General features: G+C 67.8%; 16 protein-coding genes and 1 pseudogene. 10 read left to right on the forward strand and 7 right to left on the reverse strand.

From position 1 onward, the window contains the following. Positions 1-30 precede the first annotated feature (30 nt). Positions 31-273: a transposase gene (locus OG430_RS00860; protein WP_327350399.1), complete on the reverse strand. Its 243-nt coding sequence runs from the start codon at positions 271-273 to the stop codon at positions 31-33. A gap of 187 nt (positions 274-460) precedes the next feature. Further along, on the reverse strand, positions 461-1,921 hold the full coding sequence (locus tag OG430_RS00865) for a hypothetical protein (protein ID WP_327350400.1): 1,461 nt from the start codon (positions 1,919-1,921) through the stop codon (positions 461-463). 261 nt (positions 1,922-2,182) lie between these two features. Between OG430_RS00865 and OG430_RS49390 the strand changes: the two genes are divergently transcribed. Together OG430_RS49390 and OG430_RS00875 are read left to right on the forward strand one after the other, a co-directional pair. Continuing rightward, complete coding sequence (locus OG430_RS49390; RefSeq protein WP_442816679.1) at positions 2,183-2,635, forward strand: RICIN domain-containing protein; 453 nt, start codon at positions 2,183-2,185, stop codon at positions 2,633-2,635. Between the two features lie 55 nt (positions 2,636-2,690). Next, a complete protein-coding gene (locus tag OG430_RS00875; protein WP_327350402.1) occupies positions 2,691-3,947 on the forward strand; it encodes an RICIN domain-containing protein in 1,257 nt (418 codons plus the stop codon). A 1,176-nt stretch (positions 3,948-5,123) separates the two neighbouring features. On the opposite strand, the gene OG430_RS00880 is transcribed toward OG430_RS00875, so the two are convergent. Beyond that, a complete protein-coding gene (locus tag OG430_RS00880; RefSeq protein ID WP_327350403.1) occupies positions 5,124-6,695 on the reverse strand; it encodes a carboxylesterase/lipase family protein in 1,572 nt (523 codons plus the stop codon). Positions 6,696-7,263: 568 nt separating this feature from the next. On the opposite strand from OG430_RS00880, the gene OG430_RS00885 reads away from it, so the two are divergent. Next, positions 7,264-8,832 (forward strand): carboxylesterase/lipase family protein, encoded by a 1,569-nt coding sequence (locus tag OG430_RS00885; RefSeq protein ID WP_327350404.1) that lies wholly within the window; start codon positions 7,264-7,266, stop codon positions 8,830-8,832. 236 nt (positions 8,833-9,068) lie between these two features. Continuing rightward, positions 9,069-10,073, forward strand: a complete 1,005-nt coding sequence (locus OG430_RS00890) for a LacI family DNA-binding transcriptional regulator (protein WP_327350405.1) — start codon at positions 9,069-9,071, stop codon at positions 10,071-10,073. Positions 10,074-10,420: 347 nt separating this feature from the next. Here OG430_RS00890 and OG430_RS00895 read toward each other — a convergent pair whose 3' ends face one another. Together OG430_RS00895 and OG430_RS00900 are read right to left on the reverse strand one after the other, a co-directional pair. After that, the gene (locus tag OG430_RS00895; RefSeq protein ID WP_327350406.1) at positions 10,421-10,573 is read right to left on the reverse strand and encodes a hypothetical protein; all 153 of its coding nucleotides are present in this window, start codon (positions 10,571-10,573) and stop codon (positions 10,421-10,423) included. Positions 10,574-10,587: 14 nt separating this feature from the next. Beyond that, positions 10,588-10,812, reverse strand: coding sequence for a hypothetical protein (locus OG430_RS00900; RefSeq protein ID WP_327350407.1), 225 nt, complete (start codon positions 10,810-10,812; stop codon positions 10,588-10,590). Positions 10,813-11,137: 325 nt separating this feature from the next. On the opposite strand from OG430_RS00900, the gene OG430_RS00905 reads away from it, so the two are divergent. Next, on the forward strand, positions 11,138-11,566 hold the full coding sequence (locus tag OG430_RS00905) for a hypothetical protein (protein ID WP_327350408.1): 429 nt from the start codon (positions 11,138-11,140) through the stop codon (positions 11,564-11,566). Between the two features lie 255 nt (positions 11,567-11,821). Continuing rightward, positions 11,822-13,048 carry an acyl-CoA thioesterase/bile acid-CoA:amino acid N-acyltransferase family protein gene (locus tag OG430_RS00910; protein WP_327358932.1) on the forward strand — a complete coding sequence of 409 codons (1,227 nt, stop codon included), beginning with the start codon at positions 11,822-11,824 and terminating at the stop codon, positions 13,046-13,048. Positions 13,049-13,113: 65 nt separating this feature from the next. Here the strand turns inward: OG430_RS00910 and OG430_RS00915 are convergent. Next, positions 13,114-13,407, reverse strand: a pseudogene (locus tag OG430_RS00915) (transposase); the annotation flags it as partial. 141 nt (positions 13,408-13,548) lie between these two features. Here OG430_RS00915 and OG430_RS00920 point away from each other — a divergent pair. The 4 genes from OG430_RS00920 to OG430_RS00935 all read left to right on the forward strand — a co-directional run bounded on the left by OG430_RS00920 (position 13,549) and on the right by OG430_RS00935 (position 17,060). Next, on the forward strand, positions 13,549-13,956 hold the full coding sequence (locus tag OG430_RS00920) for an FKBP-type peptidyl-prolyl cis-trans isomerase (RefSeq protein ID WP_327350409.1): 408 nt from the start codon (positions 13,549-13,551) through the stop codon (positions 13,954-13,956). Positions 13,957-14,417: 461 nt separating this feature from the next. Further along, positions 14,418-15,214 (forward strand): IS5 family transposase gene (locus OG430_RS00925; protein ID WP_442816680.1). Its coding sequence is split into 2 segments (ribosomal slippage): positions 14,418-14,753 and positions 14,756-15,214, totalling 795 coding nucleotides; the frame shifts between segments, so codons are not numbered across the junction. 63 nt (positions 15,215-15,277) lie between these two features. Continuing rightward, positions 15,278-15,877, forward strand: a complete 600-nt coding sequence (locus OG430_RS00930) for an SMI1/KNR4 family protein (RefSeq protein ID WP_327350410.1) — start codon at positions 15,278-15,280, stop codon at positions 15,875-15,877. Between the two features lie 427 nt (positions 15,878-16,304). After that, a complete protein-coding gene (locus OG430_RS00935; RefSeq protein ID WP_327350411.1) occupies positions 16,305-17,060 on the forward strand; it encodes a hypothetical protein in 756 nt (251 codons plus the stop codon). A gap of 151 nt (positions 17,061-17,211) precedes the next feature. Here OG430_RS00935 and OG430_RS00940 read toward each other — a convergent pair whose 3' ends face one another. Then, positions 17,212-20,409, reverse strand: coding sequence for a GDSL-type esterase/lipase family protein (locus OG430_RS00940; RefSeq protein ID WP_327350412.1), 3,198 nt, complete (start codon positions 20,407-20,409; stop codon positions 17,212-17,214). Positions 20,410-20,726 lie beyond the last annotated feature (317 nt).

Here is a 20,726-nt window from a genome sequence, read left to right on the forward strand (position 1 = left end):
GCCGTCGTCGTGCCACCAGGTGAAATACCACTACACCGTCGGCCAGGGCGGAAAGCCCTTCGGTAACTGCCGCCAGGCACACCCGGTCCGCACCACGTAGAAGATCGCGTCCACGATCCGCCGCCGTGGGTGCTTCTCTCGCCGCCCGCCCTTCGGCCCCACCCTCGCCGCTGGCAGCAACGGCTCGATCAACACCCACTGCCCATCCGTCAGATCCGACGGGTACCCGCTCTCGGAACCACTCACCCAAGGCTCAACGGCCTCTCCAGCCACGGGATACGGCAGATCTCAAACGCGGTCTCAGACACTTGGTTAATCACTTACGGGACACGTTCTGCACAAAGCCTCAGCAGTGTTGGTGCGGGTGATGGCCCACTCTCCCGTGCGTACCCCCGGCAAGGAGCCAAAGATGGGTGGGGCTCGACCGGTTCACCGGTCGAGCCCGTTCGGCTCGGTCACCTCACTTGGAGGGCTTCTCCAAGAGGTCTTCGTCGAGCCAGTTGTTCTTCCTGTCGTCGATTCTCACGAAGCTCTTGGTTTCACCCCAGCCAGTGGGAGTCCAGTTCCCGCTCTTCGTGGAGTAAACGAACTTGCCCGTTTTCCGTTCCAGTACCTCGCCGAAGCACTGGTAGGGGCGGACATGGGATTCGAGCTGAAAGACAGGTTCGTGTAGGTATTCGTCCCCGACGTGGTCGCTGTACCTGTAGATGCGGCCGCCCCAGCGACTGGCGATGAGAGTGCACTCGGCCTGTTCGGGGATGTCGATGCCCAGGTCCCGCGCGGCGTACACCGTGTTGCCCGTGGCGGCGGCGTCCCTGTAGAAGACCTTGTACACCGCCGGATTGTCAGGGTCGGTGGTCCGCGGAGACGGTTCCCAGAAGGTGGCCCCACTCTCCCTACGGTGGATGAACCATCCCTGCTCGACGATCTCCAAGTCCTTGAGACAGGAGCCCTCTTGCGGTGACCGGGAGTCGTCAGTGTAGGCGCGAGGCGGTCCAGAGGCAGGACGTGGTGGGTTTGCGTAGCGATATCCCTGAACGCCTGACGGCGCCGTCAGGGAGCAGATGTCCTTGTCGAGCTTGCCCGCGTCGTCCGCCAGGTAGCGGGCGTCGACGTACTTGGGGGTGGCTGCGCCCTCAGCCGGCACCGGCTCGCGGAGGAAGAGCCGGTTGAGTCCGCCCGACTCGGCGCGCACGAGCCCACCGCCTTCGCCCGCCTTGAAATGGCCTTCAAGCCGGTCGCCGATCGCGCCGAAGCAGGTGAACGGGTCCATGGTCCCTGCAGGCTTGAGGGTCTTGGTGGCCTCGTCCCACTCGTACGCAGGCGGTCCGACGATGTCGTTCAACGAGAACTGCCCATCGCTGGCCACGTAATGGTCCGGGTCCTCAACGGGTTCGGTGACCGCTTCGCAGCCTTGCGGGTTGACCTGCGGTGCGCCCGACTGGTCGACGGACTCGATGAGCAGCGGCCTGTGCCAGCCGCCTACGGGTGGCACCAGATGGTAGAACCGCCGGTAGACCGCCCGGCTGTCCTCCTTCTTTGCCTCATCGGCGGGCACCTCGTACCAGCGGCCGTCGGTCTCTTCGAACCACCCGGATTCGGCGTGCAGGGCGGGAGAGCAGGTCCCGGCCGCACCGGCAGGCAGTTCGACGGGCTTCCAGTACTTCGTGACATCACCGTCCTCGTCCTCTTCTTCGCCTCCTGCCCAGGCGGTCTTGGCGTTCTTGTCGATGCAGGCCTTCGGCGCGGCCGCGACGGCGCCTGAACTCGCCGTTGCCGGGGCCGCACCCAGACCGGACGTCAGACCGGCCAGCGCCAGCCCCGCCGCCAGCAGACCCGGGCCCCTTCGATAAGTACGTGTCACGCGCGCCCCTTCCGTCGCAGTTCCCTCGTTCCAAGGGCCAGTCTCGGGGCGCAGCACACGGCAAAAACGATTCCTGCCGCCGTATGGGCCAGCAGATTCGCTGCCAAGAGCGGACTCGTGCGATCAAAGCTATCGAGGGACAACTGCCGCTCTATACCGGCGATGATTGCGCGCGCCCCACCTCCGTTTTACTGATCGACCCGGCCGGATTTCGCCCTTAGCAACGTTGCGATGGCATTCCCCACCGGGCAGGGCAGGAGCATGCTCGTCGCCGATGGCGAATCCACCTGGATGCGGAACGGCCGCGAGGTCGGCAACATGAACGACTCAACAACCCTCCGCAAGCTGGACGTCTCGGGCTCCGGCCAGCACAACGGCGCGAACGTCCAGACGTACAACCCCAACGACCCCTCCGCGCAACGCTCGTGGATCACCGAGACCGGCCCGGACACCGTCATCGTCATGAGTGTCTGCAGCGGCAAGGCCTGGACATCGAGCGCCAGCGCCGCGACAACGGCGCGAACGTTCACATTTACGACCTGCACCGCAGGCCCACCCAGCAATAGCACCTGGCCCGCCACAACCTGCCCAAATAGGACACGGCGCCGATCAGTGCTTCACACGCCGACTTCGAGCCCAGTCTGTGGAGTTCCTTGCTGTTCCGGGCAGTTGCCGCAGGTCAGCGCGCAGCTCACGACTGGGTTCGCTGCCATGACGGGTTCCGGCCATGGCACGGATGGCGCTGTGGACGGTGCCCTGTACCCGGCCTAGCGTGGCGCCGCCCCGACCGGCTGGCGGGCGGGGGTTGCGGAGGAAGTGGGTCGGCATGACAGTGCGGATCATCCGAGGACAGGGGCCCGACGCGTGCCCGTGGGGGTACTGGGCGCTCTACGAGAACAAGCAGTACAACGAGAGCGAGCCGGCGGACATCCTGATATCCGACACCAGCGTCTGGAACCTCAAGGACGTCGGCTTCAACGACCGCGCCTCGTCGTATGTGAACCGGACGAGGTACACCATCAGCCTGTACGACGATGCTGGCTACGAGGGGCGGGAAAGGGGCGTCGGGAGCGGGAGTCAATACCACCACGTCATCCATGAGCGGACGACCCGCCCCTACCTCTTCAGCGACGAGGAGGTCGGCGACATGAACGACGCCGTCTCCTCAGTGCGCCTGCGGGAGCCCGCCCTGGAAGCGGCCACATTCCCTGCCGGCCTGTACACGCTGGTCAACGGGGGATCCGGCAAGGCTCTGGAAGTCGCCGACGGCGCCCTTGAGAACGGCGGGAACATCCAGCAATGGGAGTTCAACCAGTCCGCCGCCCAGCAATGGCAGCTCGACCCCCTCGGCGACGGCGAATACACCCTGACCAACAAGGTCAGCGGCAAACGCATGGACGTCGCAGGCAATGACAGCGACAAACGAGAAAACGGCGCCAACGTCCACCAGTGGGCAGCCTTCGACCACGACTCGCAGAAGTGGCGGATACGCCTTCGGCCCTCCATGGGCAACTACACCCTCACCAACGTCTTCAACGGCAAGGCCCTGGACGTCGCCGACGGCTCCACCGCCAACGGCGCCAACGTCCAGCAGTACGATCACAACGACACCGACGCGCAGAAGTGGACCATCAGGCCCGTCTCCCGGAATCCGGCCGCCGGCACCTACACGCTCACCAACGTGGGCAGCGAAAAGGCGCTCGATGCCGTCAACACCACGGTCGAGGGCGGCGGCGCCGTCGTGCAGTGGTCACGCCACGGGCACCCGAACCAGCAGTGGACCCTGGCCGAAGTCACCGACGGCGTGTTCACACTGACCAGCGTGTACAGCGGCAAGGTCCTCGACGTCACCGGCGGCAGCAAGGACAACGGGGCCCCACTCCAGCAGTGGGCGGGCAACGGCTCACCTGCCCAGCAGTGGAAGCTGACCGAAGCCGGCGAGGGGATCTACCGGCTGCAGTGCATCGGCAGCGGCAAGTTCCTAGATGTCGCGGCCAACAGCACCGACGACGGGGCGATCGTGCACCAGTGGGACGCCAACGACTACAACAGTCAGAAGTGGCGGCTGACCCCGGTCGGCTAAACCCATCCCCGAGTCGGACGGAACGGTCACCGTCGCAGCGATCCAGCTGTGGCTGCGGTGGATAGGGTCGGACCGCAACCACACGACTTCCGAAGCGAGTACGCATGGCCCGCCTCCTCGCATGCTGGAAAGCGGCCGGAGTCGAAAGAATGAACCGCGGCCGATGCAGGCCAGAGGCTGCGGGCAGGACACGATGAGCAGCCTGGTGGTCCGGCGAGAAGGTACGCCGAACCACCAGGCCCAGACCGGGTGTTACTGGCAGGTGGCCAGGATGACGGAGACAACGGTGCACGTGGCCGGGCAGCCGGCGCAACGGGCCCCGAAGGACTTGGCCGCATCGGCGCCATTCGCAATGCTGCCGTAAGGGCCTCGATGTGTTGGGCAGTTGATTCGGCAAGGCCGCCGCCCTTCTCCTCGAACCAACTCTTCCACGCACACGTAGTCCAGTAGGAGGGCGAACCGCCATAGCAGCGCCTCACGCCGGTGCCCGGAAGGTCATCCAGCTTCGCCGCCAGCTGTGACACCTCCGCGTCCGATCTTGTCTCCTCAGCCATGGCCACATTGTCTTCGGCTGGTCTGACATTAGCTGTGGCGGCGCCCTTGAGCCTCGTACGATCAAGTTGGGTGCGGGGCCGCCAGGAGGGATCGTGGTGTCCGTGCCGCCGAGCGCACACTGTGGGAGCTGCACCGTACTGTCTCGCAGCTGCGTGAGGATCTGACGCGGTAGGCAACCTCGGAAACCCCGTTGGCCTGCTCGTTCACCGCCTGCAGGGTCGCCTCAAGCACCGGCGCCACATGGGCTTCCGGGAAGAGACGGACCTGCACAACGATGTTCACCTGCACGAACCTACCCACCCCACACCATCCCAGGGAGCTCCCACCAGATGCGACGCTGCTCAGACGCGATGCTGCGACGCTCCGCGCCGCACACCACAGGATGCGATTCCTCCCGGGCCTAAAGGCCCGGGGTTCCTCGCAAGATCGCGCTGAACACCTCGTGGCCGCAACGTCTTGGCCGCAGCAGGATGGCCTGCCCTTGGTCGACCACGTGTGTGATCGGCATGGTGTTTCGCTGCCTCCGCAAAGAACTCACGCGTCGACCATGCACAGCACCACTGACCACTACGCCACCTCTGCGCAGCAGACCCCACGTGACCAGGACTCTCACAACAGGCCCTAGGGGGCCTGTCCGGGCAGGCCCGACCAGAAGGTGCACTGGTGTTCTTCGGTGAATGCCGTCGAGATGCGGTCTCCCGCAGGGTTCAGCGCGAGAACGGTGTCGTGTGGTTCCGCCTTCGGCCAGTGGCCCTGGCCTGGTGTGTTCGGGTTCCCGGTGCGGGCGAACGCCGCCCAGTAGCGCTTCATCCGGTCGGCGAGGGCCATCTGGACGGGGGTCAGCGGCCGGTCGCCCATGGTGAAGTCGTGCAGGTAGGCGAGTTCGGCGCTGTGGGCGTTGGCCATGTTCAGCCCTGGCACCTGCGCTCCGTACAGGGTCGGCGAGTTCGGGTCGTCGAATTCGTAGGCGTAGGCGGGTACTTGTGCGGCGAAGACGCGGGCCGTTGCGCCTGTATGGCAGGCGAAGGTGGCGTCTGTGGAGAGTGCGGACAGCGCGAGGTACGGGGAGGCGTGGTCGGACAGCGGATAGCGGGCCAGCACCTGCGGCGCTGCTTTGCCGTACCGCTCGTTGATCTGCTCGACGTACTGCTCGGCGGTGAGGTGGGGCTGCGTCAGCGCGACGAACAACCGGCTCTCGGCACGGGTGCTGCCGATCAGGACGGGCACCTTGTTCCAGGCGCCGGCGGCGATGGCGTCCGACGGCTGGACGGGCAGCAGCCGGTCACCGTACGCCGGGCCGGACGTCGGTAGGGCGCGGGCGGCGGCGATGAGGTCGGTCAGGGAGGCGTCGCGGAGACACTCGGTGCGTGTTGCCGCATCCGGGCAGCCCGCGGCGGTGGCGTAGGCCCGGCTTGCGTCGACGGCTTGGGCGGAACTGGGGGCTCGCAGCAGGGTGCAGGGGCCGCTCTGCAGCACGGCGCGGGAGAACAGGCCGGCCGCCCGTGGTGCGGCGAGCATCGCGCAGACCGATCCGGCGCCGGCGGACTGGCCCGCGATCGTGATGTTCGCTCGGTCGCCGCCGAAGGCCGCGATGTTGGTGCGGGCCCACGTCAGGGCCGCGATCTGGTCCAAAAGGCCGTACGAGCCAGTTGCCAGGGCGTTCTCCCGCGTGAGTTCGGGCAGGGCGAGATTGCCGAGTTGGCCGAGCCGGTAGTTGATGCTGATGACGACGGTATGCGTGCGGTCGGCCATGGTGCGGCCGCCGAACTGCGTTCCGGTGCCCTGGCTGTAGGCGCCGCCGTGCATCCAGAACAGCACCGGCAGGCGGTCGCCCGGCCGACTGCCGCGCGGCCGGTACACGTCGAGCCGGAGGCAGTCCTCGCTGATTGCCTGGGGGTCGCGCACTCCGTACGGGGAAAATTGCGGACAGGCGGGTGCCTGGTGCACCGCGTCCCGCACTCCGCTCCATCGGGCCGGTGGTTGCGGTGGGCGGAAGCGCAGGTTCGCCACCGGCGCGGCCGCGTACGGGATGCCGAGGAATTCCTCGGCGCGGTCGTGAACCCGCCCTGCGATGCGCCCGTCGCCGAGGGAGACGAGGGGGCGCCCGGGCGACGGGCTGGCGGACGTCGGGCTGCCCGTCGCCGCCGAGGCGGACAGAAGCTGTCCGATGAGGGCGGCCAGAACGAGCGTCACTGCCAGGCCTCTTGGTCGCCTGGTCAGGACGGCCGACCACGCGGACACGCTTAACGCCTTCATTCTTCTTGCCTCCAGCAAGTCGATGCCGATGGATGCGTGGAGGGCCGCAACCGTGGGATGCGGCCGCCTCCCGATGAGAATTAGTTACACGTGTTACATCGACGTTCAGCGACCATTTAGCACCCTCCGGCACCTTCACGCCAGAGTCCGCGAGAGATGGAGTCGAACCGCCAACTAGGCGCGAGCAACGCGCCATGCAGCACGTGTAACGTTCCGGGAGTCATCTCCCATCGAACCATTGTGTCGACCGTCACAGCAGCGCCATACTCGGCCCGATGGCCTCCGTCGGCACACATGCCACCCGCGGCGACACCGCCCCGCCCCCGCCACCCGCAGCGGCCCTTCGAACGCCTCAACTGCGCGCCAGCTCAAGACAATTCGCCCGATCGGCGACCCCACGGTCCGGCCGCCACGAGCAGCTCATGCCCGGCGCCCACCCTCCGCCGTCGACGTGCCACCACCCCTCCTCTCAGGCGCGTGAAGCACCGCCCAGGAAAGGAATGCCATGACTGAAGCACCAGGAGCCAACGTCTCCCCCGTCGTCCAACTGGCCGCCGGCCGGCTGCGAGGCACCGTCGAGGGCGGTGTCGCCGCGTTCAAGGCAGTGCCCTACGCCGCGCCGCCGATCGGCCCGCTCCGGTGGCATCCGGCGCAGCCCCACGCGGGCTGGGACGGCATACGGGACGCCACCCGCTACGGTCCGAGCGCACCGCAGATGTTCTTCGAGGGCGGCGATCCCGTGCTGGGCGGTCATGGATTCCCGCCGTTCGACGAGGACTGCCTGACCCTCAACGTCTGGACACCGGCCGTCGACGACGCGGCGCGACCGGTCCTGGTCTGGATCCACGGCGGCGGCTTCCTCTCGGGGTCCGGCAACCTGCCCCACTACTCCGGCGAGACCTTCGCCCGAAACGGCGACCTGGTCGTCGTCGCGCTCAACTACCGCCTCGGCCCGCTCGGTTATCTCAGCTTCGACGAGACGGACACAGGGCAACCGGAGCCGGGCAACCTCTGGTTCTCCGACCAACTCGCCGCGCTGCGCTGGGTGCACGACAACATCGCACGCCTCGGCGGCAATCCGGAGAACGTGACCGTCGCCGGGCAGTCGGGCGGCGCGCTGTCGACGGCGGCCCTGGCCGCTCACCCCGAAGCCTCCGGCCTGTTCCATCGCGTCATCCTGCAGAGCCCACCCCTCGGTCTGCACCTGCCGTCCCCCGCCGAATACCAGGAGCGGACGGCCGCCTATCTGGAGATTGCCGGAGTCAAGAGCGTCGACGAGCTCCGCGCCCTGCCCTGGCCACGCCTGATCGAGGCGACCGCGGGACTCTTCGGCCGCACCGCACAGTGGGGACACTGGCCCACCCCGTTCCTCCCCGTGCGCGACGGCCTCACGCTGACCCGCCACCCGGCCGAAACGCTCCTGCACGGCGCCGCCCAGGACCTCGACGTACTGATCGGCTGGACCCGCGAGGAAGCCAACTTCGGACTGGCGCTGGACGCGCAGTACGCGAAGGCGACCAAGGACCGGGTGATCGGCAGGATCGCGGAGACCTTCGCCCACGACGCGGCACACGTGTACGCGGCGTACGAGCGCAAACGGCCCGGAGCCAGGCCTGTGGACGTCCTCATGGACGTACTCACCGATGAGCTCTTCCGCTCACCCGGTCTGGAGCTGGCCGAGTCCCGAGCCGCTCTCGGACGCCCGGTCCACATCTACCAGTTCGACCTCCCCACCCCCGCCCACGAGGGGCGACTGCGCGCCGCACACTGCCTGGACCTGCCCTTCGTCTTCGACAACTTCGACCAATGGACCCACGCACCCTTCCTCGAAGGGATCGATCCCACCGTGCGGGACGGACTCGCCCAGGCCATGCACCAAGCCTGGATCGCGTTCATCCGCACCGGCGACCCCCACCACCCCGGCCTGCCGCAGTGGGATCCGTACGACCTCGAGACGCGCATCACGATGCGCTTCGACTCCGTCATCACGGCCATCGGCGACCTGGCCGCGGACGCCCGCCGACGGCCGGCCACCGGGATGCAGGACAGCACCCGGCTCCTGCACGGCCATTAGCTACACGTGCAACTTGCCGGGTCCCTCCGCCACACCGCCCCATGGAGTTCGGCGACTCCCCCGCTCCACCGGCCCGCCCAGTACGGCCAGTTCGGCCATTGCGGCCCCTGATGCAGCATGACGTTCCGGATCCCGATACTCACGCTCCCTCACGATCGAATACGCGTCAACAAAATGTAGTAACGCGTGTAACCTGGAGAGGAACCCGTAGCGAGGGAACGACGAGCAAGGACGACATGGCCAAGGATTCCACCGCGCCGACGGTCACCAGCGCAGACGTGGCCCGGCTGGCGCAAGTGTCACGGGCCACCGTGTCCTTCGTACTCAACAACACCCAGACGCACCGGGTCAGCGACAGCACCCGGGCACGCGTGCTGGCCGCGGCCGACCAACTCGGTTACGTGCCGCATGCCGCCGCCCGCTCGCTGCGCGCCGGGCGCAGCAACCTGGTCCTGCTGCCCACGTCCGTCTCGGCCATCGGCCGCCTGGTCAGCAACTGGCTGGACGACCTGCAGAGCGAGCTCGAACGACACGGCTACACCACCGTGCTGCACGCCGGCCGGTTCGTTGACGTGGTCACCGCCGCCCGGGCCTGGGCGGAACTGCGGCCCGCCGCGGTCTTCGCCCTGGAAGGCGATCGTTACACCGCGCAGGCGGCCGAGGTACTACGGCGAGCGGGCGTCCGCGGCCTTCTCGTATGCGCTGCCCGACCCGTGGAGGGCGTCCGGACCATCTCGTTCGACCACGCCCGCATCGGAACGGTGGCCGCCGAGCACCTCCTCGCGCAGGGGCGGCGCGCCATCGGCGTGATCATGCCGCGCGAGCGCGGGCTCGACACCTTCGCCAGGCCGCGGCTGGCCGGTGCACGGTCGGTCGCCGCCCGCAGCACCGCGACCGTCACCCCACTGGAGATGGCGTACACCCGGCAATCCGCGGCCGAGTTGGCCGGGCGCTGGCCCACCCTCTCCCTCGACGCGGTGTTCGCATACAACGACGAGTACGCGGCCCTGCTGCTGCGCGCACTGCAGGACGCGGGCCTGTCCGTCCCCGACGAGGTGGCGATCGTCGGAGCGGACGACCTGCTGGTGGCCGAGCTGCAGCGGCCCGAACTCACGACCATCCGGCTCGATCTGCCCACTCCGGCCCAGGTCGCCGACCTCCTCCATGAGCTGATCGAAGGACGTGAGGCGCCGGGCGCGTTCGGCGTGGAACCCGTGCTCATCCACCGCCGCTCCTCCTGAGCGGCCCGCCGCTGCTGCCCGGCACAGATTCCGGGACCGCCGAGTTGCCCTCGCGCAGCGGTGGCGGCGCGCAGGCCACCGCCGCAGAACAGATCCCGATCTGGCGCCGGAATGGCGGGCCAGGAACGCGACGCTCTCGGTCATGATCGGGGTCACGTCCGGGGCCCCGAGGAAGGGGTGGTCGGCGCCGTCCACCGGCCGGAGCGTCACCTCGCCGCCGGCCTGACTCAACGCCTTGGCCAGCACCTCACCCTGCCCGTACGGCACCAGGCCGTCCGCCGTTTCGTGGACCAGCACGAACTGGCCGCGTACGTCACGGGCCTGGCGGCACGGGCCTGTTCCAGCAGCTACCCGGGGGCACCGCCCGGCAACGTGGTGAACGGATTGGGGTACTCCCTGCCGGGCGGAGCCGGCGGCAACGCGTACGAGAGCAGAGAGCCCAGCTCGGAGACCGCGTACCAATCGACGACGACCGCGACGCCACTGTCCTCGCCGTCCACTCCCTCGGCGCCTTCTAGATCCGCTCCCCCGGGGACATCGGGACCGACGAGACCCGCGAGGGCGGCGAGTTGGCCGCCCGCCGCGCCCCAGACCTGATCCGGTCGAGTCCGGCCCCGGGCACCGAGCCGTGCAGCAGATCGACGGGCACGGTGGGCGGCGGAAAGCGCCGGTCACCGTCCAGCCCGCCCCCGCCGTGGATCCGGATGAGAGCGGGCACCGCGCTCGTCGCGGCCGGCACGTCGACCCACCGGCGCTTGCTGGGTCCGAGGGGTTCATCTGGGCGGAGTTCCTCGCCCGTTGGCTCTGGTGGGCAACCGACGCCATGCAGCCCACGAGGTGATGGCATGCCATCTCCAGGGCCAGCGGACCGGGGGCGCGGCGCCCTATGCTCCTTTGGCCTCATCCTCCGGATGGGAGAGCGGGCCGCAGCATGCCACCGATGGTTGGACGGGGGACGGGGCGTCATGGAGGAATTGGCGGAGCTCGAGGAATGGGTGGCAGTGATCGATGCATGCATCGAGCCCATCGCGACGAGGCCGGTGGATCTCACTGACCCTGACTGGATGCAGAAGATGCAGCAGGGCCTGCATCCGCTGGACGAGGCGGGGATCCGGCGGGAGGCCGAGGCGGCGCTGCGAGACGTGCTTTCCCTGTACGAGGCGGGCGACGAGGACGTCCGGGCCGCCCTGCGTGCGCTCCTGGAGCGCTGTCACTCGTTTGGTTGGGCGACGACTTTGCCCTTCGAGCCCACGCCCCAAGGCTTCCGGCAGCGGCTGCTGGAGATGTCGGCCGAGGATCAGGGCCGCGACGCACGGGACATGGTGGCCAACCTGAACGGTCTGTGCGGGCAGGCACGGGACTCCGGTGTCGACCTCCGGGCGCTCCTGCTGGACGTGGCCGAACTCTCCAGTGACGTCGACAAATACGGGATGGGTTCCACTCGGGTCATCTTGCTCCGGGCGGCCGGAAGGGAGCCCAGCGGACTCTGGTGAGCGGGTGGCACGGGAAAACCACCGACGCGGACCACGTCTCCGCAGCTCAGCGGATTCCGTCGACCTGCCCCTGGTAGCAGGGGACTTCACCGCTGCGGTTGAGCTCGGTTCGTGCGGGCCTGAGTGATTGTTTTTGAACGTCGGTCTCGATCGCCTGGGCTCTCTGTGAGAGGTGAGGTCTGTCGTCTCGCGGACCTCATGAGGCAGACTGCCCGGATGAGGCGTGCGGGGGTTCGAGTCGCGCTCTGCGTCGTGATGTTGTCGTTGCTGTCTGGCACGGCGTGCACGACGGAGCCGCCACCGAAGGCAAGCACGAGTGCGCGCATCGAGATCGACCGACCGACGGCGCTCGTGGACGAGCCGATACGGATCCGGGTGGCTGGATTACGTCCGGGTGAGCACGTGACGGTCACCTCTCAGGCCGTCGACCATGAGGATTTGGGCTGGTCGGCCAGGGCCCAGTTCACGGCCGACGGCAAGGGGGCGGTGGATCTCGCGCGCCAGCGGCCTGTCGCGGGCACGTTCCGCCACGTTGACGGTATGGGCCTGTTCTGGTCGATGCGCCCGCAAAGGGGGGAAGCGGACGAGAGCTGGTTCTTTTCCGACGCGCCCGCACGCAAGCCGTCGTACGAGGTTCGGATCGCGGTGCGCAGCGGCAAGCGGGAGATCGCACACCGGGTGACGACACGGCAGTGGCGGGCCGATGGCGTACGGCACAAGCAGCTCACCGTCGCGGACGACCGGATTGACGGCATGCTTTTCCTGCCCCGGTCCGGGGCCTCCCGCAAGGCCCCAGTCTTGCTGATCGGTGGGTCGGAGGGCGGGCGCAGTTTCGACTACGAGGCCGCGCTGCTGGCATCCCGAGGCCATCCGGCGCTCTCCATCTGCTATTTCGCCTGCAAAGGGCGACCGAAGGAACTGCGCGGGATCGACCTGGAGTACTTCGCCCGGGCCGCCCGGCTGCTACAGAGCCAATCCAGCGCCGCCCCGGACGGACTCGCAGTTCTCGGTGCTTCGCGTGGCAGCGAGGCGGCCCAGCTACTCGCCCAGTACTACCCCCACTTGGTGAGGGATGCGGTGGTACTGGCACCTGGTACCCGGACCTTTTCCCCGGGCGGGGGCTCGGCTGCGGATCTTGTGAGCTGGACGCGGGCGGGCCGGCCGATACGGCTCGACCCCATCCCGCTCAACCGGGTGCGTGGCACGGTCCTGGCCGTGGCGGGCAAGGACGACCGGCTGTGGCCTTCCGCCGACGCGGCCGCGAGCATCGCCGAGCGCATCAACGCCTCCGGCACCCGGCATCAGGCACTGATCTACGACGCGGCCGGGCACGGCGGTGCTGGCGTGCCTTATCAGGCCACGGGCAGGTGGATGTCCCACCCGGTGTCGAAGCAGTGGATAGACCTGGGCGGGACGCCGGCCGCCGATGCCCGGTCGAAGGCCGACAGCTGGCCACGGATACTGCAGTTGCTCGACCGCTGAGCATTTGTGAACCCTTGACTATTTCAGTCCGTTCCGGCGGCCGTAGCCACCTTCTTCGCCCTTTGCGGTTGTTTGCGGGGGAGTCTTCTCGTCATCAAGGTGATGAGTGACCAGGTCAGGTGGGCTTCTTCCGCATGCTGTGGGAGCCGTTCGTAGTCCCTCGCGTTGCGGCAGGCTTTCATGATCCACCCGATGGTCCGCTCCACTCTCCGACGCCTTGGGAGGACTACGAAGCCCTTCGCGTCGCGGGGGCGGGAGACGGCTTTCAGGGTGACGGGGAGGAAGTCGCGGGCCCAGTCGACGAGTTGGCCGGCGTACGCGGAGTCGGCCCAGACCTGGGTGATCTGCGGCTGGGTGAGGCCTACAGCAGGGTGCCCCCGACCAGCGGCAGGTTGCTCCGGCGGTGGGCATCCTCGATAGCGTGACCTTCTGCTGCGTGGAGTGTCCATGTGTCGGGCTGGTCCGCGAGAGGGCTTGCGACGGAGAGCGATGAGGCGGCAATGAGTGAACTGACGAAGCCCGAGGTCGACATTCCCGAGGGTGACGCTCCTACCGAGCTGGCCATCCGGGACCTGGTCGTCGGGGACGGGGCTGAGGTGAAGCCGGGCATGGTGGTCAGAGTCCACTATGTCGGGGTGACCTTCGAGTCCGGGAAGGAGTTCGATGCCTCCTGGGACCGGGGCCAGCCGTTCAAGTTCGGCCTGGGCAGTGGCAAGGTCATCAAGGGCTGGGACCGGGGAGTGAGGGGGATGAAGGTCGGCGGCCGGCGCGAGATCATCATTCCCCCGCGTCTCGGCTACGGCAATCAGTCGCCCTCGCCGTTGATCCCGGCAGGCTCGACCCTGGTTTTCGTGGTGGACCTGCTTGACTCGTATTCCGGCACAGCCGGCTGGAGCAACGCCTCATGATCCTGGCCGCTCCTCCCCCACGAAGTGCCGCGTCGTCTCCCGCTCCTCGCTGCCGCCCCTGCTTTCCGCTTCCGCAGCGTCCGAACAGTTCCGCTACGACTCGTTGGCCCCCAATGGCGACGAGGCGAACGTCTTCCTCCTCCCGGCGTGTGGGCTTCCGCGTCCTACTCTCCTTCGGGTTCGTGTCGGGTGGAGCGGACGGGTTCCTCAGCCTGCCAGGCGTTCCACCAACAGGAAGGCGCCGATGGCGATCCTCAGGGCGCCGCTGGTCCGGGTGACGATCCGGACGGTGGAGGGCCGACCCTTCAGGACCCTGCGTTCAAGACCACCAACACGCTCGACGAAGACGGCGCCACGCAGTGGGAACTCAACGTCGAGTTCTCCGCGGGAACCGGCTACAAAGCGCGGCTCGTCTTAGACGATGTCTTGATTGGCGGTAGCTCGTTGCTTCGGGCATGGACATAGTTGAGCGGCTGGTGCCGGACGGGCTGTGGGAGATCTTCCAGGACGTGGCGCCGGAACCGCCGGTACGCGCTCAAGGCGGGGGCCGGCGGCGATGCGATGACCGCGCGGTTCTGGCTGCGATCATCTTCGTCGCCACGTCAGGGTGCACTTGGCGGCAGTTGCCGCCGGTCTTCGGCGCGTCCTGGCAGACGGTGCACCGACGTTTCACGACCTGGTCCACGGCGCGGGTGTGGGCCAAGCTGCACCGCGTGGTCCTCGATCGACTTGGCGTGAACGGCGAGTTGGACTGGTCGCGTTGCGCGATTGATTCGCTCAGTGTCCGGGCGGTCAAAGGGGGCCCTTGACCGGACCGAATCCGACCGATCGCGGCAAGCTCGGGTCGAAGATTCACCTGGTCTGTGACCGCAACGGGCTGCCGCTCTCGATCGGCATCTCCGGTGCCAACCTCCACGACAGCCAGGCACTGATCCCGTTGATGCGCGGCATCCCGCCGGTCCGATCCCGCTTTGGACCCCGGCGCCGACGGCCAGCCAAGCTGCATGCGGACAAGGGCTACGACTTCGACCACCTGCGAGGTTGGCTGCGCCGCCGGCAGATTGTGCCACGTATTGCCCGCCGCGGGGTCGAAAACTCCAGCCGCCTGGGCCGGCACCGCTGGGTGGTCGAGCGGACCATGTCCTGGCTGAACGGGTGCCGTCGCCTGCACCGCCGCTACGAGCGCAAGGCCGACCACTTCCTGGCATTCGCCGGCATCGCCGCGGCGCTGATCTGCTATCGCAGGCTGACAGCCTGATCAGTGTGATCTCGGAGCTGGCATGATCCTGCTGTTGAAGACGACATCGCAGCGAGGAGCGTCATGGCCAACTACCTGCCCGCAGTCATGGCGATGCTCGGACAGGCTCAGAACCGCTACGCGGACCCCTCCGCCTGGGACCGCCTCCGTGCAGAACTCGGCATCCGACTGCCGACCGACTACCAGACCCTCGTGGACGCATACGCTCCCATCCAGCTCAACGGTCACCTGCGTCTGGGCCATCCCGCCACCGAACGCTGGAACCTGGGCGACTGGATCCGCGACACGGCCGGCGCTTGGTCCGCAACCTCATGGGACGACCTTGACCCGGACGAGGACCCTCGCCTGCTGTTCGGAATCACAGAGTTGAGCTTCGGCACGCCCAACGGACTGTGGCCGATCGCAAGTACCGACCGCGGCGAGACACTGTTCCTCGCAGCTGCGGCCGACACAGCCCCCTCGATTCTGGTCGAAGATGGCGAGGGCGGTTGGGCACGGCACAACATGAGCTTCGCCGAATGGCTCTACCGCTATCTCATCGGCGAGGACATGGCCGGCCCCAACACCTCAGCCTTCTATCCCGGCCCAGTACAGCTGTGCCGACTCCCGATGGCCGTCGGCGAACGGCCAGAGCCATGGAGCGGACCGGACCGCGGCATGTAGCCCTTCCTGCCACGGCAGCACACACCACGATGCCAGGAAATCCAAACGAGACATCCTCTTAGACGGCTCCCTCACGTTCGACCGCACCAAGTGCGCGGCAGGCACCTCCCACGTGACCGCCGTCATCTGGCTCCGCTCCTGACAGGTGCTCATGGAACGGAAGCATCACCGGTAGCAACTCGGAGTTCGTGTTTCAGGATGCCCGGTCACGCTGTAAGTCCGGATGTGCGAGGACAGGGACAACGCACTCGACGTGTGCGGCGACAAGAAGAACATCTCTCTTGGCGACTGAGACGCGGACCTGACCGAGCTGCGCGAATAGCACGCGTTCACCTTCCCGACCCTGACGGACCGTCCGCAACCGGCAAGGACGGGCTCGGCGTCCTGCTTGGTGTGCGCGTGCACGCTGATCCCCGAGGGGGAGCCGTTGAGTTACCGCCAGTCCCCACAGCAACCAGGGCCATACGGCGCGCAGTCGCAGCCGCAGTCGGCGCAGCCTCAGCTGCCGCCGCTACCGCCGGGACCGCCGGCCGTCACCGGCAAGAACAGCGGGCGGAAGCTGGCCATCGTCACGCTGGCTCTCGCGGTCACGCTGGCAGGAGGCGGTGCCTGGTACTTCCTGAGTCAGGACTCGGACGGCCCGAACCTCAGGGACGACGGGAAGAGCTACGAGCTGACGATGCCCGAGACCCTCCTCGGCGACTACAAGTTGAGCAATGCGGACGAGGCCGAGGACGACGTCACGTACGAGGAGATGAAGCAGCTGGGGATCGAGCGGGCCCATGCCATCGACCCCGTCTACCGCGCCGGAGACGGCACTGACAGTTCTCCGTCGTTCCGGTTCGACGGGCTCTGGGGCGAAGTCGCGGATCCACCGAAGACCCTGGACCTGATCATGGCTGCCCTGCCCGACAGCACGGGCAACGGCGACCGCGTGAAGGCGGTGGGCGACCCACAGAGCGTACGGCCACAGGGCCTCGACAACGCCGTCATGAAGTGCCAGAAGGTGGCCCAGAAGCACGAGAACCTGGAGTGGACCTACTGCGTCTGGGCCGACTACGACACCATCGGCATCCTGGATCCGCAGAAGGACAGCTATCAGGGCGGCGAGACATACTCCATCGACGAAGCCGCACAGCTCGCAGCCGATCTACGCGCCGAGGTACGGCGTGAAGTGAAGTGAAGCGACGGCGCTTCAGGGCGTCGCGGGCCCGCAGAGATCGGGGAGACAGGCCCTAGCCTCGTCAACCTCCAAGCCCGCCCCGTCCGTTGAGCCGGCCGGCTCGCTGTCCGTGATCACAGCGAGCCGGCCGCAGCCTCAAGAAGGCGGTGGGTCAGATGCGTACGCGGTAGCCCGGTGCGCCGGTGCCGCCGGCGATCACGCCTTGGCTGTCCCAGGCCGGGGTGCCGTCAGCCTCGGTGACGTTGTGGTAGCCGGTGAGGCCGCCGTTGTCGTCGAGGATGAGGTAGTCCGCTTTGGCGTCGCCGCCGATGTCGGCGAACCGGATCTGGCTGCCGATCCAGTCCGCGGAGCCGGAGGCGATGTAGCCGCGGTTGTTCCATTTGAGGGTGCCCTCGGCGGTCGTGGTGTTGACGAGGGCGCGGGTGGCACCGTTGTTGTCGACGATCAGGTAGTCGGCCTTGGCGTCGCCGCCGATGTCGGCGAACCGGACCTGATCGGCGGTCCAGTCGGATCCGGTGGCGACACTGCCGCGGTCGTCCCACTTGATGCTGCCGTCGGCAGTCGTGGTGTTGACGAGGGCGCGGGTGGCGCCGTTGGGGCTCAGGACGAGGTAGTCGGCCTTGGCGTCGCCGCCGATGTCGGCGAACCGGACTTGGGCTGCGGTCCAGTTGGTGGAGCCGGTGGCGATGGTGCCTGCGTCCTTCCAGCCGCCGTGGCCGTCGCCGCCTTCATTGATGAAGGCGTGCACCGCGCCGTTGGGGCTCAGGACCAGGTAGTCGGCCCTGTTGTCGCCGCCGATGTCGGCGAACCGGACCTGGCCGCCGGTCCAGTTGGAGGAGCCGGAGGAGATGTAGCCCTGGGCGCTCCACTTGGCGGGGCCGGTGTTCAGCCAGGCGCGGGTGGCGCCGTTGTCGTCGACGACGAGGTAGTCGGCGCGGCCGTCGCCGTTGATGTCGACGTGGTAGTCCCCGGCGGTGGTGTTCTGGCTGGGTGGTGCGGGCTTGACGTTCACTTCAGCCTTGATCCAGCCCTTGCCGGCGGTTCCCACCACGCCGCCGAGGAACGCACTGGTCATCTTGGCGTAGCCGTTGTTGTTGGGGTGGAGGTTGTCGTTGAGGTCGGCGGTGGTCAGGGCGCCCATGCTGACCTGAGAGATCGGGTAGCCCTGTTGGGCACGGTCGGCGACGATCTTCGGGATCGCCTTGTTGTAGGCGTTGACGCGCGCCTGCACGGTGGGGTCGGTGGCAGGCACCAGGGAAGCGACCACGACCGCAGTGTCAGGTGAGGCGTCGTGGATCTGGTCGATGAGTTTGCCCAGCCGTTGCGGGGCGGTGCTGACCTGGTAGTTGCGGTTCATGTCGTTGGTGCCGATGTGCAGCAGGACGACGTTGGGCTTGGCGTCGGCCAGCCAGGTTTCGATGTTGGCCTGGAGCTGGTCGATGCGCCAGCCGGAGTGCCCCTCGTGGCGGGTGCCGTCGGGGTCCTGCTGCGAGCCGACGAACTGGACGTCCTTCACGTCCTGGCCCAACTGCTTGGCCAGGGCGGGCCGGTAGCCGGTGCGGGTGTTGCTGCCCACACCCAGGGTGATCGAGTCTCCCAGCGGCATGACCGCCAGGCGCGGCACCTTCTCCGCCCAGTGCGCGGGCCGCCAGACCGCGGGAGACAGGGAGAAGGAGGTGGTGTAGTCCGGGTCCGCCCTCAGGGACATGTAGGCCGGGTCGTAGTCGCGGCCGTGCCCCAGAACATAGCCGTCAATATTGCGGATCGTCCCGTTGACGTATTCCCACGCCTGATCACGGCCGCCTGAGGAGCACGGTTCGCCATCGGTGTATCCATCGGGGTGATCGGGGCCTGCAGTGACAAGCCTCAGGTCAAGGCAGAGCCCGGTGCTGTTGTTGACAACGTGGACTCCCCCAGGCACACCGGACGGCTCGAACCGCCACTGCTCGTCGAGCGGGGCGTACGCATCGTCGCGGAGGGTTCCCTCAAAGATCCCGCCCGCCGGGTCGCCGTGGAGCCCCGCCTCGCTGCGCACCGAGTGGGATGTGGAGGTGTCCGTGATGACCGTGTCGCCGTCGGGGAAGCCGGAGTTGTTCCAGTACCTCAGGTCGACGGGTTCCATGCTCCACGCCGACAGCGCGAGGCGGGTGGACACCTCGAGCCTCTCCGCGCCCCCCTCGGGCGCGGCCATGACCTGTCCCCCGGCGGCGTTGATCAGACTCGCTGTACTGTAGCGCCACAGCTGGCCGTCTCCCACGGATGCACCAGTCGCGCAGGTCCGCTGGATCGGCATGCGCATCGGGGCGCCGGTCGGGGAGACGCCGTTGACGACGTCGAGGCACTGGCCGGAGTGCACGTTCTCCAGTTGGGAGTAGAACTCGCCGCCGACGACCTGGAATCGAGTGGCCCGCCACACCTGCCCCAGACTGTGACGCCAGGCGCTCTGCTCCACCACGGCGTCGTTGGTCGTCGAGTCGCCGGCCACGCCGATGGCCACGTTCTGTCCCCAGTGGTTCCAGCGGAATCGGTAGGTGTAGTCCGGGTAGGCCTCGGCGTGCAGCGCGCCGAAGACCACCGGCCAGTGATCGCTGCCTCCGCTGCGGTCCACCGCCGCCCGCCATGTGTGCTGGGGGAGGTTGGTGACCAGATAGTCCAGGTTGCCGCCCATGAGCTGGGTGCGGCTGTCGTCACCGGCGTGGATGACGCTGGCGTTGTAGATCCCTTGGGTGCTGCTGAGGTTGCCCGGCTCGCGGTTGAAATCGCCCAGGACGGCCCAGTTCCACTGCGCGCCGCCGTGGATGCGAACGGTGTCCGCCACGTTGCGGACCATTTCGGGGGCACTGTTGTTGGCATGCGCTCCGGCGTGGAAGGAGGCGTACGCCATGTGCTCGGCGTCGTCCATGACGACGAGCGCGTTCCGTGCGTTGTTGACGGCTGCGACCGAGAGCACGCGGGGCATTCGTTCAGCCGTGACCATGCCCACGGGCAGGTTGGCGGTTTGCATCAGATACACATAGCGCCACTCGGGGCGGGACGCCGTCCCGAGGTTCCAGGTGTACTCGGTGACACCGGCAGGCAGGGGAGGAAATGCGGCGTTCGGTGCCCTGTCGGTCGTTTGCTGGGCGCCGGCCGGGGCGGTGGGGACGTTCTGGGCGTTGGCAGGAACCTCCTGCAGCGCGACGACATGGCTGTCCCTGGCCAGGGCTATCGCGCGGCCGCTCCAGTAACTGGCTTGGCGCTGCATGTTCCAGGTGGCCAACCGTGCGTTCCCGGGCGCCACGGCCACTGCCTCGGCCGGCTGGACCAGGACCGTGACGAGACCGGCCAACAGGGCCAGGATGCAGGTCATGGCGGTCCGGGCACGGTGCGTACGTATCCCGCTCGACCGCCTGGGCCGTGAGCCGGGCCGCAGCCGGCCAAGCGCTTCGGGCTGCCAACGGGCGCCTGCACGCACAGCTGCCCCCGACCTCCACGGAAGCGATATGCGGCAAGAACGGAGGGAAGGGGGTCTGAGGCCAGGCATGGATCGTCTTTCCTAGAAGAGTGTGGCAAGGGGCATCCGGATCAGCGGCAGGAAGGCAGTCCCGGACAAGCGGTGCGCACGGGAGCCTCTCGATGGCCCAGTGCTGCCAAAAGAAGGGGTGCACGGAAGCCGGCCGCCGCCCC

Origin of the sequence: Streptomyces sp. NBC_01304, assembly GCF_035975855.1 — a bacterium.
Taxonomy (GTDB): Bacteria; Actinomycetota; Actinomycetes; order Streptomycetales; family Streptomycetaceae; genus Streptomyces.

What these genes read in the sequence shown, in the direction of transcription:
- OG430_RS49390 (WP_442816679.1), top strand. Translation starts at nt 2,183, where the DNA reads ATGAACGACTCAACAACCCTCCGCAAGCTGGACGTCTCGGGCTCCGGC.
- OG430_RS00875 (WP_327350402.1), top strand. Translation starts at nt 2,691, where the DNA reads ATGACAGTGCGGATCATCCGAGGACAGGGGCCCGACGCGTGCCCGTGG.
- OG430_RS00885 (WP_327350404.1), top strand. Translation starts at nt 7,264, where the DNA reads ATGACTGAAGCACCAGGAGCCAACGTCTCCCCCGTCGTCCAACTGGCC.
- OG430_RS00890 (WP_327350405.1), top strand. Translation starts at nt 9,069, where the DNA reads ATGGCCAAGGATTCCACCGCGCCGACGGTCACCAGCGCAGACGTGGCC.
- OG430_RS00905 (WP_327350408.1), top strand. Translation starts at nt 11,138, where the DNA reads ATGCAGAAGATGCAGCAGGGCCTGCATCCGCTGGACGAGGCGGGGATC.
- OG430_RS00910 (WP_327358932.1), top strand. Translation starts at nt 11,822, where the DNA reads ATGTTGTCGTTGCTGTCTGGCACGGCGTGCACGACGGAGCCGCCACCG.
- OG430_RS00920 (WP_327350409.1), top strand. Translation starts at nt 13,549, where the DNA reads ATGAGTGAACTGACGAAGCCCGAGGTCGACATTCCCGAGGGTGACGCT.
- OG430_RS00930 (WP_327350410.1), top strand. Translation starts at nt 15,278, where the DNA reads ATGGCCAACTACCTGCCCGCAGTCATGGCGATGCTCGGACAGGCTCAG.
- OG430_RS00940 (WP_327350412.1), bottom strand. Translation starts at nt 20,409, where the DNA reads ATGACCTGCATCCTGGCCCTGTTGGCCGGTCTCGTCACGGTCCTGGTC.